A 16,740-nucleotide genomic window follows, 5' to 3' on the forward strand; every position below is an offset into this window, starting at 1 on the left:
TATTAAACCTCCACAACCTGATTGGTTTCAAGATAATAGACATACCCCTTCACTGGCATATTGAAATAATGGAAAAGCACCTCTTTATAAAGTTCAATCTGTACCTTATGCTTCTCTACAAGAGAAGTGATAGAGTTTCTTTTTGTAATATGATCTGTCTTATAATCAACAACATAAACTTGATCATCTTTAATAAAGACAAGGTCAAATATACCATTAATAATCTGATCCTTCTTATAACGGAAAGGTTTTTCCTTATAAATCTTAGAAGAAGAGGCAATCATGCGATAGAGATCACTAGTGATAAAGTCTTCAAGATGACTCTTATAATCAATGATTCTCTGATAGTCATTATCAATAAAGAATTGATTCTCTTTTAGATGCAATATCAATTGGTCAAGATCATCATCTTTAAAGTTAAGATAAGAAAGAAGAGTATGTACCAATGTACCTAAAGAAGCCGCATTGGATCTTTTGGTTTCATCTAGATCAAGAATAGCGTGATCTTCTTGTTTCTGTAGTGTAGTTACAGCAACACTGCGCATCTGATCTTCATAGGGATACGTATAATCGTAGTATTCCTGATAACGATCATACTGGTTTTCTACTTCTTTTCTAACATATGAAGGTATTGCCTTGGCAATATCTTCACTGTTGTGAATAGATAAGTGGAAACGAGCAAGCTGAGTATCTTCATTTTCAAGTTCTTTAAAAGAAGAACGAGAAAGCTTCAATGAGAAATCAGGTTTATAACGTTTAAGATCTTCTACAAAATCAGGATGTCTTAATAAGGCCATAAGAATCCAATCAAGATAATTGTTCTTCTGTCTCATATTAAGATTATAGACAACACTGTGTCCACGTTTATGATTAGGGTCACTATCATTCGCCTTGACCTCTCTGGCAAGTGAAGTAAGTGTAGAAGTGTCCTTTAGTACTCCCGTTAAGATCAGTTTATCTTCAGCACGAGTTAAAGCCACATAGAGAATACGCATTTCTTCATTTAAGGCTTCTTTATGAATATATTTACTAATAACATCACGATAAGGATTGCTGAAATCACAAAGAACAGGTCCATAGGATGGAGTATCCTGATAACTGCGCAATGATGAAGCAATACCTTTCTCTTTATCTAACAATATAAAAGCTGTTTCATCACTAATATTGAATTGATGCTGAAGAGCAGAAACAAATACAACCTTGAACTGCAGACCCTTAGATTTATGAATTGTCATAAATGAAACAGCATCTATATCATCACTGGCAATGCACCCTGGAGAGGCTTCATTGCCGGCGTCAATGAAATCAATAAAGTCTTTAAGATAGACAAACTGACTGCCTCTAGCAAGTTCAAGCAACGCATCAATGTTGGCACTACGCTGCTCCCCATTGATAAGTGAAGAGACAAAGCAGTGATAATCACTTGCGGCAAGTATGTTCTTTAAGGTCATATAAGGAGACTCTTTTAATGCGTCTTCTCTTAGCTTATGGAACACTTCAAGGAAGTGGATGGCTTTCTCGTTGTCACTTTCTTTTAATGAATCATAAAGTGATCCTTCTTGTTTAATGGAAAGAAGTGTATTTTCATCAAAGTAAGAGAACAAGAAGCGATTACGAAGAACAGAAAGCAATGCAATATCATCATAAGGATCATAGAGAGCCTTCATCATAGCGACAAGACTTTTTGCTTCATTGCTTGTTAATAATCCCTTAGATAATGTGACATTAGAAGCAATATGATATTGTTCAAAGATTTTCTTATACGTCATAAAGTCAGTTGCGTTTCTCATCAATACCGCAAAATCCTTGAACGAATAGCCTTCTTCTTTCATCTTGATAATCTTCTGAGCAACCATATGTGCTTCAAATTCAGATTTAGAATAGCTATGATCATCATGAGTCATTGCCAGCAGCATTTCACTGTCATAACAATGCATCTCTTTCAATTTATTAAGAGGAGGATCTTTCTTTACAGAAAAATCATAACGAAGAATCGCATTTTCTCCATAAATATAATCTAATCCCCCAACATCTTTATCCATGATGGAATCAAAAATAAAATTGATGCTGTCGAGGACACATTTTTGTGAACGGTAGTTGTATTTTAAATCAATACGAATGTTCTTATCTTCATCAGTCATATCATCAAGTTTTGTAAAAGATTCAAACTTCTTAGAGAAGATAGAAGGATCAGCCTGTCTAAAACGATAGATGGCCTGTTTCATATCACCAACCATAAAGAGAGGAATCTCTTTATCATAATTGGCAATTTTTGTAACCAGGTTCTCCTGAATCTGGTTGGTATCCTGATATTCATCAATCATGATTTCTTTTAATGTATGATTTAACTTTTCTACTACAGGATATTGATTATCCAATAATAAAGTAGCGTAAGCTTCAAGATCATGGAAATCTAGCTGATTAACAGCTTTCTTCTTCCTATCATAAGCACTTTGAAATTGATCAAGCAATCCATCTTTACCAAGCAAAAACAAGAGATCATTATAGGAATCATGAAGAATGCACTTGAAGTCTTCCATATTGTCAATATGAAGAGATTTTTCAAGCTTGCTGATAGGTTCAAGTACCTTCGTTTTTAATGAGTTGAACTGTTTCTTTACATCTTCTTCAATACCAAGATCTTTCCATTTGATTGTAGTACTCTTTTCAGGTTTATCTTTAAGTAGTTTAAAGAACATATCTGATGTAATAGGCATGTTTAATGTTTTAAGATGATCATCAATATAATCAAGAAGACTCTCCGAAGGAGAAGGCTTATCTTCACTGCCGACAAAGAAATCATCGATGTTATGTGACTGTGCATAAAGGGAAAGAACATTGAAATGACTGAGTGCTTTCTTATAGGCTTCTTTATAAAGATCTACCATCAAAGTGAAGATTTCTGAATCACTAAAATCATCAAAATCATAGAAACGATCATGAATAGCAGAAAGGAATTCATGAAAATCAACGAATGCGTTGGTCTTATCTAAGAAGGAATAAAGTGTGCTTTTAAAATCATCAAAGGAGTTCTTGAGATTATGACGTGAGGCATAATCTTTAAAGCGTGGATCCTTGATCCACTCCTTGAAGCATTCATCCAAGACTTCTGATTGCATAAGTCTTGGTGTGGCATTAACTTCAAAACCAGGCATGACATCTACAAGATAGCCGTATTTTTCAAGAAGAGACTTACAGAAACTATCAAAAGTTGTGATGTAGGCATGTGGCAATTGTGAAAGTGATTTAGCAATATGTTGCTGGAGAGAAGGATCATCAGCTTCATCGAGAAGATCATGAAGCGTATCATTAAGACGCTGCTTCATCTCCTGTCCTGCTGCATCAGTAAAAGTAAGCACTAGAAATTCAGAAATATCATAGCGATCCTTCACAATCAGATCAGCGATACGAGCGACGAGGATACGGGTCTTTCCGGACCCCGCTGGCGCACTGACGAGAATGGAGCGATTACGTATATCGATAGCAGCTTGCTGCTCTTTGTTGTACTTAGGCATTGTCTTCTCCTTTCAATACTTCTTTTTCTAATTGAGAAGATATTTCTTTGTTCTTATTGACAAAAACATCATAAAGACATACTGATTTATAGTCACAGAATGTACAAGGGTAGATGGATGGATCAGATCCATTATCTGTAATAGTAGGACGTATACTGATATCACCGCTACGCAACTGTTTATAGAGTGTATTGATATAGTCAATAATATGATCCATCACAATATCTAATTCTTTCTGACTGATCAGTTTACTTGATTTTGTTGGAGACTTTCCATCTTTTTTAAGCTTAGCAGGAATGGAATCTTCATCGGAGGCATGAATGACTTCGAAGCTTCCTTCATCGATCACATAGCCTTTCATCTGATAGTCTTTATAGAGAAGATGTTCATCAATATCCTTATTGAACTTAATCTTATCCTTTAACATACGTTTCTTCATATTGAAATAAAGCACCGCACCAGCTTTCAGATTCTTCTCTTTAATCAATAGATAAAGATAAGCAAGCATCTGAATATTAAATCCTTGCATTGCATAAGATAAGTTCAATTCCTTTTTCCCTGATTTATAGTCAATGATGCGGACGTAGTCCTTATATTGATCCACACGATCAATAAATCCCTGTACAGGGATATCTCCAAGATAACCTTTAACTTCTTGTTCTCTAGATGTGTTGTTAAATTCACTGTGTTCCAATTGTTCTCTTACAATCTGTACATTCACACGCATATTATCAATAAGCTGATCTACAAAATATTGATTTAACGCACTTGTTTCATATTTCTCCTTGAAATGTTCATCAATGTACTCATGAGCATAGAAAACAAGCTGATCAGGATCATCAATGGCTTTCTCCATAATATAGTGACACAAAGAACCTAATTCCGTTGGCAACAATTGATCATCAGATTTCTTATTGATCTTTAATCCATACTTGATAAAGTACTGGAAAGGGCATTTATTATATGTTTCAAGACGAGAAATACTCATGCCTTTTCCTAATGCATTGATATATTCTTTATCAATCTTAACAGGCTGATTATCTTTATACTCATTGATCATCTCATTAATAGGAGATGAAGGAATATAAGAATGATTTAAATAAAGATGTGTTTTGATAAGATTAAGATCAGGTTTTACTAAATGAAGATGATAAAGAGAATCAAGTCTTTTCATTAAAGTAGAAGGCATCATCTCTTTACCGCTCATATCCATTTTGGCATATGAGAAAGTAAAATGAGAAGGCTGTGTTAGTGTTTTGATGATTTCTACATGATGATAAGAGAGCTGTTTGTTTAATGATAAAGGATGAACAGGAAGAGTCTGATAATCTTCATCTAATAAAAGCCCCTGATCACTCATTTCAGCAGGAACATGGGATTCATTGATTCCCATAACATAGATGTAAGGACATTGTGTATGACTATCCTTAAATGTTGAAAAGTGAATACAGTCATGAGAAGGAACTGTTTCCTTGCTTTCAGGTAATGTTGCTTCAATAAATAGTTTCATTTCTTCATTAGAGATTTCATCATCAAATGAAAGTGAAGAGATATAGTCTTTTAAAGAAGTAAGTGGTAATTTTAATAAAGAAGAAACATGCTCCTTAAAGGTTGTACCTTTACTTTTATCTAGTGCTTCCATGATAGCCTTGTAGTCATAGCTATAATGAAAATCATTGACTTCAGGCAATGAGGTAGGAATGTTCCACATTTCAAATATGTATGAGAGATAGTCTTCGTAATCTTTACTTAAAGTAATAATCAGAAAGTCCTTGTAATGAGCACCGTCATGGATTTTCTTCTTGATATCACAGGCTACCTTCATACATTCCTGTAATGGATGACCACCGATGATAAGATTAGCTTTTTCTTGTTTTTCTACTTTCACATTATCAAAAAGATGTAGAGATAGATTCTTGATATGTGCTGATTCATCTTTTAATGTAAGATATTCTCCTTCATAAAAGTCTTTAAGAAGATTTTCTTCTTGAAGACCATCTTCAAAAGAAAGCAAGATGGCTTTGGTATAAGGGGAAAGTGATTGAATGAATCGTCTTTGCATGGCAGTAATATATTCATCCGCAAAGATATAGAAGTCAGTGTCTTTTAATTGATCATCAATAAGATCAATTGTGGCTTCTTCTAAGTTAAAAAAGAAATCTTTTCCTAAATGCGCAGTAATTTTCTCATTGAGTTTAGCTATATCTTCACATTTATTGATAATCAATTGATCTTTACTGAAGGTATGAAGATCGACATCATAATCATGTATTTCTTTTAGGGTAGTGATAAGTTTTCCTATTAATGAATAAGGGTTATCTGAATAACGTAGATAATGATAATCTTCCTTAAGATAGTGTCTTACTAAATAAGTAAGCTCACACTCAGATACAATTTGTCTGTTGTAGCATTGATGTGAAAATAAGAGCTCATGTTCAAATTCTTTAAGGGTCTTTATTTCTATATTAAAGAGAATAGGGTGGGTATTGAGAAAGATATCTTCAACATATTCTTTATGTTCAGTTAATATGATTGTTTTTCTTTTTGGCTGGCCAATAAGGTTGACGAGCAAATTTACTTTTTTTGAAAAGTTCATACCATTGATGATGTGCATTGTGATACCTCCATTTTATCCTTATATTATAATGGAAAACGCTTTATATGAAAAGATAGTCTATTTAGCAGTTAACTTGTGTTTATATCAATAATAATATATAATGAATGTGTTTTTGGGAGATGAAATTATGGCAAAACTTACGAAAGAAGAAATTTATGAACAAGTAAAAGAATCAATCCCCGAAAAAAATGAAGGGGACATTAGAAAGTTAAAGGTAGTAAAAGGTTTTATTATCGCATTGGTTGCTATTGCTCTTGTTTTAGTGAGTGTTTTTGTATTTCAGAGTGTAACATATACACCACTTGAATCAGGAGTTAAGATTGAAGCTGGTAAGACGCTTAAGGTTGAACAGCTTCTTAAGAATAAAAAAGGTGTTCTTAAAAAAGGATTAACTGAAGAAGAAGCAAAGACTGTTGGTAAACATCAGGTTGTCGTTACAGTAGGTGGCAAGGATTATACAACAACAGTTGAAGTTGTAGACCACAGCGCACCAGTGATTACTAATACTAAGGACTGGGTTGTTCAGGTTCATGAAAAACGTGATTTTACTGAAGGTGTTCAGGTAACTGATAATGCTAACGGTAAAGTTAAGTTAAGTGTGGATACTTCTAAGATCAATAAAAATAAGTTAGGTGCTTATGAGATTACTTATATCGCTAAAGATGCATCTGGCAATGTTGCTAAGAAGAATGCGAAGGTCACTGTTGAACTTGATCCTCAAAAGCAGGTCAATCCTCCACATAAGGAAAAGATTGTTTACTTGACTTTTGATGATGGACCATCACAGAATACAAAGCCAATTGTGGATATCTTGAAACAGAATGGTGTTGTCGCAACATTCTTTGTTACTGCACAATATCCTGGATATTTCAACATGATGAAATATGCTCATGAAAATGGCAATGCGATCTGTGCTCATACTTATACTCATCAGTTCAGCATTTATAAAGATGAAAAGACATATTTTGAAGATTTAGATAAGATCAACGCTGTTATTAAAAAGTACACAGGGCAGAATAATAAGATTATTCGTTTCCCTGGAGGAAGCAGTAATGCTATTAGTAGACATTTTAATAAAGGTATCATGAAGAGATTGACTCGTGAAGTTCAGCTTAAAGGATATCAGTATGTCGATTGGAATGTAGATAGTACAGATGCTTCTGGAAACAATGTACCAGTTGCTCAGCTTGTAAAAAATGCTTGTGGAACTTATTCTAATGATATGTGTATTCTTATGCATGATACAGGTGCAAAGAAGACTACAGTTGAGGCACTTCCTCAGATCATTAAATTCTATAAGGACCATGGCTATACATTCAAGGCCATCACTGATACTTCTTATATCAATCATCATAAATTTATTACAAACTAAAAAGAAGTGGAACTATGAGTCCACTTCTTTTTTCTTATCCTTTTTTGCTTTTTTTTGTTCTTTTTTGATTTCAGAAAGTGTCTTTTCATGGTAGATGGTCTTTTGTACATAGACTGTGTAGACAACGGACATAATTGTCTTATAGAACAATGTTAAAATCTGATCATCTTCAAGAATGAGGTCTTCCCCGCTAGCAACATCGTTTAGCTGACGTTCAAATACATCACAAAAAGCATTGTATGCTTTTTCTACTGGTGAGTTGTCAAACTGAATACGAATCAGCTTGGAAATCTCATCAAGTGAATAGACTCTCTTTAAAAGACAGATCACTGTGAAATAAGCGACATGTTCACGTACATATTTCTTTTTAATTGGACTTTTCACAATCCCACTTTTTACATAGTTGTTAATCATGGTACTTGTAATGATCTTGTCTTCTTCATCCATCTTAAGAAAATCCAGACTCTTTTCAATTAAAGATATGACTTGATCAATATAAAGAGGGAAGTCTGGAATTTCTTCCCATCTAAGCATGTGGATAGTCTTGTAATCGTTCATATAATCTTCACCAGTTAAACAATAACATAATTTTATATTCAAAGTCAATTAATCTAGTATTAAAAACTATTTATGTTGACATTGAGAATGAGATTTAGTATCTTTGAATTAGCAGGGAGGAATAATGATGAAAATTATTACTGATACAAGTGCACTTTATTCAAAACGTGAAGCTGATGCAATTGGTATTGATGTATTGCCGCTTTTAATTACAATAAATAATAAGACATATACAGAATTTGAAGATATTATGCCTGATGAACTTCTTGAAATGATCAAGGAGGGTGGTGTACCTACATCTTCACAGCCAAGTTTAGGAAGAACACTAGAAACTTTAGAAAAGTATGATGAAGATATTATCGTATTAAACATGGCAGATGGTCTTTCTGGAACTTATGCGACTACTTGTTCTGCAAAGGATACATTGGAAAGAGACAATATTCATGTTATTAATACAATGACATTATGTGGTCCTCATAGATATCTAGTAGAATTGGCAGTTAAGTTAAGAGATGAAGGAAAATCAACACAGGAGATTATTAATGAGATTCATAAATGTATGTCATTTAGTAAATCGTTCCTTATTCCAGTAGATTTTTCTTTCTTAAAAAGAGGAGGGCGTCTTTCTCCTTTAGCTGCTAAGCTTGGTGGTATGTTAAAGATTGTGCCAGTTCTTGAACTTACAAGAGATGGTAAGTCATTAGATAAGTTTGCGATTAAGAAGAGTGAAAAAGGTGCTGTAAAAGCAATTATTAAAGAATATCAGAGTCTTGGTGTGAATGAAAACTGTAAGATTTATGTTACACATGCGGGAGCTCTTGATCGTGCTAATCGTTATAAAGAACAGCTTTCTGAAGCATTCCCAGGAACAGAGATTGAAATTATTGAACTTTCTCCTGTTTTCATCACTCATGGTGGACCAGGATGTATTGCGATTCAGATGATTGGAAAATAGAAGCAAGTGAAAACTTGTTTCTATTTTTTTGTCTCTATATTATAATAAAAAGTGGTGATAAATATGAGACAATTAGAGGTTTGCTGCGGTGGATATGCTGATGCAATCAGAGCATGGAAAGCTGGCGCAAAACGTATAGAACTTTGTAGCTCTTTATTTTTAGGTGGCATTACTCCAAGTGTTGGCGCTTTGACGCTTATTAAGAAAAAAACAGATTTAGAAGTTATCTGCATAGTCAGACCGCGTGGAGCGGGGTTTATTTATGATGATCTCGAATTTGAACAGATGATGCATGCTGCTCAATGTCTTCTTGAAGCAGGAGCTGATGGTATTTCATTTGGTTTTCTTGACGAAGATTTCTCATTGGATAATACGAGAATCCAACAGATGACAATTCTTATTCACAGCTATGGAAAAGAAGCTATTTTCCATCGTGCTTTTGATGTATTAAGAAATCCATTGCATAATGCGAAACTGCTCATTTCTCATGGTGTAGATGGCATTCTTACAAGTGGATGTTTTCCAACTGCACAAGAGGGGATTTCTATCATCAAAGAGATGCAGGAACAATATGGTGATAAAATCAAGATTACTGCAGCGGCAGGAGTAAATGTGCGCAATGCTGAAGAGATATTAAAGAAGACGGGTGTTCCGGCTATTCATTCTACATGTAAATCATGGAAGGGAGATCCGACAACCAGCTCTTCTCAGATGTCATTTGCCTACACAAGAAATGATGCTTATGAGTACGTTGATGAACATAAGGTAAAGGCACTTTTAAAGATTGTGGAGAACTGTGATAATGAATAAGTGAAAGCAGACGATCTGCTTTCTTTTTTATTTTGAAAAAAGGGCATGATTTTCAGTGCTTTTTACATGAAACTTTTTATTGTAAATGAAAGATGATGTGATATAATCTCCTTGTTAAAAGAGAGGTGCAAATATTAATGGATATTAGAAATATCGCTATTATCGCCCATGTCGATCATGGTAAGACAACTTTAGTGGATCAGCTATTAAAATTATCTGGTACATTAGAAGCACATGAAGAAATTGCTGAAAGAGCAATGGACAGCAATGATCTTGAAAGAGAAAGAGGTATTACCATTCTTTCTAAGACTACGGCGATTCACTATAAAGATTATAAAATCAACATCATGGATACACCAGGCCATGCCGATTTCGGTGGGGAAGTAGAACGTATCATGAACATGGTGGATGGTGTTCTTCTTGTTGTAGATGCATATGAAGGAACAATGCCACAGACTCGTTTCGTATTAAAGAAAGCGTTAGAAGCGCATGTAAAACCAATCGTAGTTATCAACAAGGTCGATAGACCAGTTGTTAGAATTGATGAAGTTATGGACGAAGTCCTTGAATTATTCATGGAATTAGGTGCTGATGATGATCAGTTAGAATTCCCAACTGTATTTGTTTCAGCATTAAATGGTACTTCATCATTAGATCCAGACTTATCTACACAGGTTCCAAATATGGATTGTCTATTTGATATGATCATCAATGAAATCCCTGAACCACTTGTAGATGTAGAAGGTGGATTACAGTTCCAGCCAGCATTATTAGACTACAATGATTATGTTGGAAGAATTGGTATCGGTAGAGTACAGAGAGGAACAGTACACGTTAATGATAATGTTGTCTGCTTAAGAGCCGATGGTTCTAAAACAACATTTAGAGTACAGAAGTTATTTACATTCTTAGGTCTTCATAGAATTGAAACTGAAGAATTATCTGCTGGTGATATCGGAGCTATCGCAGGTTTAGCTGATATTGGAGTAGGTGAAACTGTATGTGATCCTGCAACTGAAGAAGCATTGCCTTTATTACATGTAGATGAACCTACAATTCAGATGATCTTTGGTACAAATACTTCTCCTTTTGCTGGTAAAGAAGGTAAATTTGTTACTGCTTCAAAACTTGAACAGAGATTATTAAGAGAAACGAATAGAGACGTTTCTTTAAAAGTAGAAAGAATCAACAATGCCGAAGAATGGATCGTATCAGGACGTGGTGAATTACATTTATCTATCTTGATTGAAACATTAAGACGTGAAGGTTTCGAATTACAGGTAGCTAGACCACATGCTATCATCAGAGAAATCGATGGTGTGAAATGTGAACCATTCGAAGATGTTTATATTGAAGCACCAGATGACTGTATCGGTAGTGTCATTGAATCATTAGGATTAAGAAGAGGTATCATGGGTAACATGGAATCTGACAATGGTATGACTAAGATTGAATATGTTGTTCCATCAAGAGGATTAATTGGTTTCATGACTAACTTCTTAACAATGACAAGAGGTTATGGTATCATCAACCATACATTCAAAGAATACCGTCCATTAGATGGAGAAGCTGTTGGAGAAAGACAGTTAGGTGTATTAGTATCAATCGATTCTGGACAGACAACTGCTTATGCATTAGGTGGTGTTGAATCACGTGGTGTTATGTTCGTTGGCCCAGGTGTAGATGTATACGAAGGTATGATCGTTGGTGAACATGCAAAAGATAACGACTTAGTTGTCAATGTTACTAAAGGTAAACAGATGACAAATACACGTTCATCTACTAAAGATTCAACTGTTGTATTAAAACGTCCAAGACAGTTCAACCTTGAAGGATGTCTTGATTACATCAACGAAGATGAATTAGTAGAAGTAACTCCATTAAACGTAAGATTAAGAAAGAAATACTTAACTGAAATCGAACGTAAGAGAGCTTACAGAGCGAAAAATGGTTAATAATGAAGGGTAATGGGATCCATTACCCTTTTTTCAAAGGAGCACTCAATATGAAGAAAAAAGAAATTGAGACTTTATTTAAGAAGACACCCAAAAAGGGCTTTTATACATTAGAAAAAGATGGCTATTTATTTGTACTTGAATCATTAGGACTATTTAAATATGGCCTATTAAGTGTCATTGAAGAAAAAGGTCCCCTTAATGAATTTATTGATCGACTTGTGATCCATAATCAATATGTAGAACGTTCATATATTATCAATAATGAATTTGGTGTTGTCTTAAATAGAATAGACATTAATGCATTAGAACTTCTTCTTGATGAAATCATCGCATTCTTTAAAGACAATCATATTGAAAATATCTGTCTTCATTGTCATCAAAGAAAAGATCTTGCATTCTTCTACAATGATGTCAACATTGAAATATCATGTGAAGAATGTCTTCAAGAGGTAGAGTACAAAGAACATTCTAGTCATCTATTAAGAGGCATTCTCGGTGCTCTTATTGGATGCATCATTCCTACATTCCTATTTATTATTTCAAGACATATCGGTTACCTGATTGCTCCAGTGGGTATTCTTTATGGTTTACTTGCTTATTATGGCTATAAGAAATTAGGCTATTACATGGACAAGAAGGGTATATGTGCAAGTTTTCTGACTGCTGTAGTGACAATGTTTTTAGGTCAATCAGTTCGTTATGTCTACGATGTTGTTGATGCTTTTCAGGCCAACTGGAAAATCAAGGTTTCCTTTTCTGAAGCTTTAGGTGTAATGCCAGGTTTAATCAATGGATCAGTCTTGGCAGTAGGTCTTGTCTATTTGATTTATATCCTTGTTTTTCTTCTTGTTACATATGTAATAGTTATCGTTATAGAAAAAAGAAAAGGTTATCATTTTAATGTTATTGAAAAGCTATAAATCATTTTTGTATGAATAAATCATTGTTTTTTATTGAAAGTGTTCTTATTTAGTGTTATATTATTTTCATTAAGTGTGGTTTTAACATGCTTAAAATAATAATAGGGGGATGCAAAGCATGAAAACAAAGATTGAAGTGCAGTTCCAGGATAAAGATGTAAATGTAAATGACATCGAAAAAGCCGTTAAAGAAGATTTAAAGGCTAAGGGTGTAAAACTTAACACACTTGCTAACTTAGATGTCTACTATAAACCAGAAGATGGTTCAATTTATTATGTAGCTGCTACAAAAGACAAAAAAGAATATAACGTAGAAGATGCACCATTGTACATCTAGAAAGTAGCCTTAGGCTACTTTTTTTATGGAAATTCACTTTCTATTCATATTCACCGTGGTATACTTATAATAATGAATAAGGAGGACACAATGATCGCGTTATTTATATATTTGGCAGGATTTATTGGAATGTTGCTGATATTCAATCTTGTCTTTTTTGAAATGAGTCGAGCGAAGGCTCTTAGTGTTAAGAACTATGCGTGGTTCTCTACTTTAAGTAAACCCTATAATTATACTAGAACAGGTTCAATGATCTTCATCTGTGTGTTAACTTATCTGTTAACAGGCCATGGAGACCTTTCAGGTTTAGAATGGATAGTCTACTTGATTCTCTTTGTCGCATGTGGAGTCATCGCAGATGCGATGACACAGTTCATTATCCAGAAGTATGCCCAGATCCGATGTCGCAAGATGATTCGTATGGCTACATCTTTAGAAGATGAATTTAGTGAAGCTATGAATTTTGTTGAAGATTATGACTATGTAGTTTCTTCTGCTAAATACGATGAAAAAGAAATTGCTAAAAAATATATCACGAAAGAAGATCATCTTTCTTTCATCGGTGTAGATAGAGGAGAGTTCGCAAAGAACTTTGGAGATTATCCAGAAGCTACTTATAATGTGGATTCTTTCTCTCCTGTAGAAGATGTACAAAAAAACCTTGAAGGAACACCAGTTCGTGCAACAACGCTTACGCCAAATGGACAGATGCCGTTTAAGGATAAAAGACTAGATGTTGTGATGAATCAGTATTCCAACTACAATAAAGATGAAGTCAAGAGAGTTCTTAAAGATGATGGCTATTTCATCGTCAATCAGTATGGCTCTCACAATCTAAGAGAGTTCCTTAATGTCTATATGTACCTTCGTGTAAAAGGTGTATGGGATCTTGAATCTTGCAAGATGACATTGAAATCTATTAACTTTAAAGTAGAAGAAGCCTATGAAGATTATGGCTATGTAAGATTTAAGAATCTTTCACAGCTGCATACTTATTTCACGATAGTATTGCAAGATGTAGCAGCTAATCCTGAAAAGTATAAGGCATTCTATTTGAAGGCGCTACAGGATATTAAAGAAAATGGTTTTTATGAAATGACAACATATCGCTTCTTGATTGTAGCGAAGAAGGAGAAAGACAATGAACATGAATGAAATGGTTCAGCAGCTCATCACTAAAGTTCAAAAAGACCCTAAGCTTTTAGATCAGTTGACAGCTCACCCAACTAAGACAATTGAACAGCTGATCGGTGTGGATCTTCCAGATGAGCAAGTTGACGAAGTAATCAAGAAAGTACTTGCTAATGTAAGTACAGACAAAATTGGAGATGTTCTCGGTGGATTATTCAAGAAATAGTTATCATCCTAGACATCAAAAACAGGTGCGAAAAAATAGCAGAACGTTTGCTATTATCGCACTTGTCTTATTCTTGGCGGTAGGTGTTATTTTCTATCAGTATAAGAAAACAGTGATGGCGACAAAGTCGCTTGATGAGCTTCCTATTGAAGTCAATCTTATCTCGCTAAGCCCTTATACAAGATCCGGAAGAGCCTTAAAGAAGGTAAATGGGATTGTTGTTCATTACACTGCTAATCCAGGTGCAACTGCCAAGGAGAATAGAGATTATTTTAATTCTCTTGCGACCACCCATAAGACCAAGGCATCTTGTCATTTTATTATTGGATTAGATGGAGAAATTATTCAGTGCATTCCTACTCGTGAAATGAGTTATGCATCCAATTCCCGTAACAGGGATACGATCTCTATTGAGTGCTGTCATAAAGATGCTTCTGGTAAATTTAACCGCAAGACTTATCGTTCTCTTGTGTTATTAACAAGAGCACTCATGAAAAAATTTAATCTCTCATCTTCTCAAGTTATCCGTCATTATGATGTGACAGGAAAACTTTGTCCGCTATACTATGTAAAAAATAGTGATAAATGGGACAATTTTAGGGAAGACTTAAATCAATGGTCATTTTTCGATTACTTATATTATTAATTTCTAAACTATAAATTAATGAAAGCGTTTAAAAAATACATTGAAAGGAATCGAAAATATGATATAATAGAAATATATTTAAGGAGGAATTTTCAATGGAAAAATTTAGTTTTACAGTTATCGATCCAGTTGGATTACATGCTAGACCAGCTACTATCTTAGTTAACCAGGCAAGCAAATTTGCTTCTAACGTTAAGTTATTATATAACGGAAAAGAAGTTAACTTAAAATCAATCATGGGTGTTATGTCTTTAGGTGTTCCAACTAAAGCTACAGTTGAAATCCAGGCTGAAGGCGATGACGAAAAAGATGCAATCGATTCAATCAAGAAAGTTGTAATCGAACAGAAAGTTGCAGAAGCTTAATTAATATTATAATGAAAAAAGAGTCGTAACGAAGAGTTGTTCATTTGAACTTACCCTTCATTACGGCTCTTTTAAATTAAGCCATAAGTTTGTCGTATTTCTTTTGTAATTGCGCTTTACGTAAGACAATAAGACCAACAACAGCGCCCATGATGGCCTGAGCAAAATCGAATGGAAGTTTTAACATTGCATATTCTGGTGTTGCATATACATAGCTTCTTCCTAAAGTATAGCCAGTAATCATAATGATCTGTCCAATAAGAAGGCCAATAGCCAATCCTTTTTTGCCTTCAATCTTTCTTACCGCTAACGAAATGACGATAGCCTGAAGACCATGAGTGACTAGAGTGACAAACATTGGAGCAGGATAGAAGAATACATCGCCTAGGAAACTTCCTACGCCGCAGGCAAGGAAGGCACCAAGTGGATCAAGCAGTACAGCTGCAATGACAATGACGATATCATTAAGATAGAAATGACCTCCTGGGACAGGAATACTAAAGGTGCTTAGTACTAAGGTGAATGCCATAAATAAAGCAACAATAAACATCCATCTTATTCTTGTGTGTGTGTTTTTCATAAAATCCCTCCTTCTTGTGCAATAGATTACCATGATACTGGATATAAGAAAATAGCCAGTTTACATCAAATAATAATGGTCAGTGTGCACCTTGTAAAAACAGGATGTGTGTGTTAATGTGAAGGTGAAGGAAGGTGAGGGTATGGAAAGAATATACGAAGAAATAAGTGAACAAGCAAAAATCGCAATTGAAGAACTTATTGAAGTAGGACATGTAAAAGCCGGTCAGATTATCGTAATCGGCTGCTCTAGCAGCGAGTGTGTCGGAGGACACATCGGCAAGGACAGCTCTATGGACGCCGCACAGGCGCTCTATTCGAGTGTTGCCCCAGTTCTTGAAAAGAAGGGCATCTATCTTGCAGCGCAGTGCTGTGAACATTTGAATCGTGCTTTGATTATTGAACGTGAAGCAGCTGAAAAGTTTGGCTATGAGGAAGTGAATGTGATTCCACAGCCTCATGCTGGTGGCAGCTGGGCAGTCAACTGTTATGAAGGTATGAGTGATCCTGTTGCTGTAGAACATATCAAGGCGCATGCTGGATTGGACATTGGGGGAACACTTATTGGCATGCATCTCAAAGATGTAGCAGTACCAGTAAGACTTGGCGTAGATCATATTGGCAAAGCCATTCTTCTTGCAGCCCGTACGAGAGCGAAATACATTGGCGGAGAACGCGCACATTACTATGCAGAAGATTAAAAGAGTCGATTCAATCGACTCTTTTTATTGATTATAAAAAATATTGGCAT

Annotated in this window: 15 protein-coding genes; 11 read left to right on the top strand and 4 right to left on the bottom strand. The window is 34.8% G+C overall.

What is annotated here, in order from left to right; genetic code table 11:
- Positions 1-2: 2 nt before the first annotated feature.
- Together T513_RS0110355 and T513_RS0110360 are read right to left on the bottom strand one after the other, a co-directional pair.
- Entirely contained in the window at positions 3-3,515 is a 3,513-nt protein-coding gene (locus T513_RS0110355; RefSeq protein WP_031590045.1) for a UvrD-helicase domain-containing protein, read from the bottom strand.
- Entirely contained in the window at positions 3,508-6,129 is a 2,622-nt protein-coding gene (locus T513_RS0110360) for a PD-(D/E)XK nuclease family protein (protein ID WP_031590046.1), read from the bottom strand. The genes T513_RS0110355 and T513_RS0110360 overlap by 8 nt, the downstream gene beginning before the upstream one ends.
- Positions 6,130-6,259: 130 nt before the next feature.
- On the opposite strand from T513_RS0110360, the gene T513_RS0110365 reads away from it, so the two are divergent.
- Positions 6,260-7,504 carry a polysaccharide deacetylase family protein gene (locus tag T513_RS0110365; RefSeq protein ID WP_051654443.1) on the top strand — a complete coding sequence of 415 codons (1,245 nt, stop codon included), beginning with the start codon at positions 6,260-6,262 and terminating at the stop codon, positions 7,502-7,504.
- A gap of 12 nt (positions 7,505-7,516) precedes the next feature.
- Here T513_RS0110365 and T513_RS0110370 read toward each other — a convergent pair whose 3' ends face one another.
- Positions 7,517-8,062, bottom strand: a complete 546-nt coding sequence (locus T513_RS0110370; protein ID WP_031590051.1) for a DUF1836 domain-containing protein — start codon at positions 8,060-8,062, stop codon at positions 7,517-7,519.
- 124 nt (positions 8,063-8,186) lie between these two features.
- Here T513_RS0110370 and T513_RS0110375 point away from each other — a divergent pair, with 124 nt between their 5' ends.
- The 9 genes from T513_RS0110375 to T513_RS0110415 all read left to right on the top strand — a co-directional run bounded on the left by T513_RS0110375 (position 8,187) and on the right by T513_RS0110415 (position 15,410).
- Positions 8,187-9,017 (top strand): DegV family protein, encoded by an 831-nt coding sequence (locus tag T513_RS0110375; RefSeq protein WP_029071520.1) that lies wholly within the window; start codon positions 8,187-8,189, stop codon positions 9,015-9,017.
- Positions 9,018-9,080: 63 nt separating this feature from the next.
- A complete protein-coding gene (locus T513_RS0110380; protein ID WP_029071521.1) occupies positions 9,081-9,827 on the top strand; it encodes a copper homeostasis protein CutC in 747 nt (248 codons plus the stop codon).
- 137 nt (positions 9,828-9,964) lie between these two features.
- Positions 9,965-11,782, top strand: a complete 1,818-nt coding sequence (gene typA, locus T513_RS0110385; protein WP_031590053.1) for a translational GTPase TypA — start codon at positions 9,965-9,967, stop codon at positions 11,780-11,782.
- A 50-nt stretch (positions 11,783-11,832) separates the two neighbouring features.
- Complete coding sequence (locus T513_RS0110390; RefSeq protein WP_031590055.1) at positions 11,833-12,705, top strand: hypothetical protein; 873 nt, start codon at positions 11,833-11,835, stop codon at positions 12,703-12,705.
- 118 nt (positions 12,706-12,823) lie between these two features.
- Complete coding sequence (locus T513_RS0110395; RefSeq protein WP_029071524.1) at positions 12,824-13,042, top strand: DUF6465 family protein; 219 nt, start codon at positions 12,824-12,826, stop codon at positions 13,040-13,042.
- A 90-nt stretch (positions 13,043-13,132) separates the two neighbouring features.
- Positions 13,133-14,197, top strand: a complete 1,065-nt coding sequence (locus tag T513_RS0110400) for a class I SAM-dependent methyltransferase (RefSeq protein WP_035877142.1) — start codon at positions 13,133-13,135, stop codon at positions 14,195-14,197.
- Entirely contained in the window at positions 14,184-14,399 is a 216-nt protein-coding gene (locus T513_RS0110405; RefSeq protein WP_029071526.1) for a hypothetical protein, read from the top strand. The genes T513_RS0110400 and T513_RS0110405 overlap by 14 nt, the downstream gene beginning before the upstream one ends.
- On the top strand, positions 14,380-15,045 hold the full coding sequence (locus tag T513_RS0110410; RefSeq protein WP_031590059.1) for a peptidoglycan recognition protein family protein: 666 nt from the start codon (positions 14,380-14,382) through the stop codon (positions 15,043-15,045). The genes T513_RS0110405 and T513_RS0110410 overlap by 20 nt, the downstream gene beginning before the upstream one ends.
- Positions 15,046-15,140: 95 nt before the next feature.
- Positions 15,141-15,410: a phosphocarrier protein HPr gene (locus T513_RS0110415; protein WP_029071528.1), complete on the top strand. Its 270-nt coding sequence runs from the start codon at positions 15,141-15,143 to the stop codon at positions 15,408-15,410.
- 76 nt (positions 15,411-15,486) lie between these two features.
- On the opposite strand, the gene T513_RS0110420 is transcribed toward T513_RS0110415, so the two are convergent.
- A complete protein-coding gene (locus T513_RS0110420) occupies positions 15,487-15,990 on the bottom strand; it encodes an ECF transporter S component (protein ID WP_031590060.1) in 504 nt (167 codons plus the stop codon).
- Between the two features lie 142 nt (positions 15,991-16,132).
- On the opposite strand from T513_RS0110420, the gene T513_RS0110425 reads away from it, so the two are divergent.
- Positions 16,133-16,690 (top strand): TIGR01440 family protein, encoded by a 558-nt coding sequence (locus T513_RS0110425; protein ID WP_031590061.1) that lies wholly within the window; start codon positions 16,133-16,135, stop codon positions 16,688-16,690.
- Positions 16,691-16,740: the final 50 nt, after the last annotated feature.

Source organism: Kandleria vitulina DSM 20405 (assembly GCF_000702065.1).
Lineage (GTDB): Bacteria > Bacillota_I > Bacilli_A > Erysipelotrichales > Coprobacillaceae > Kandleria > Kandleria vitulina.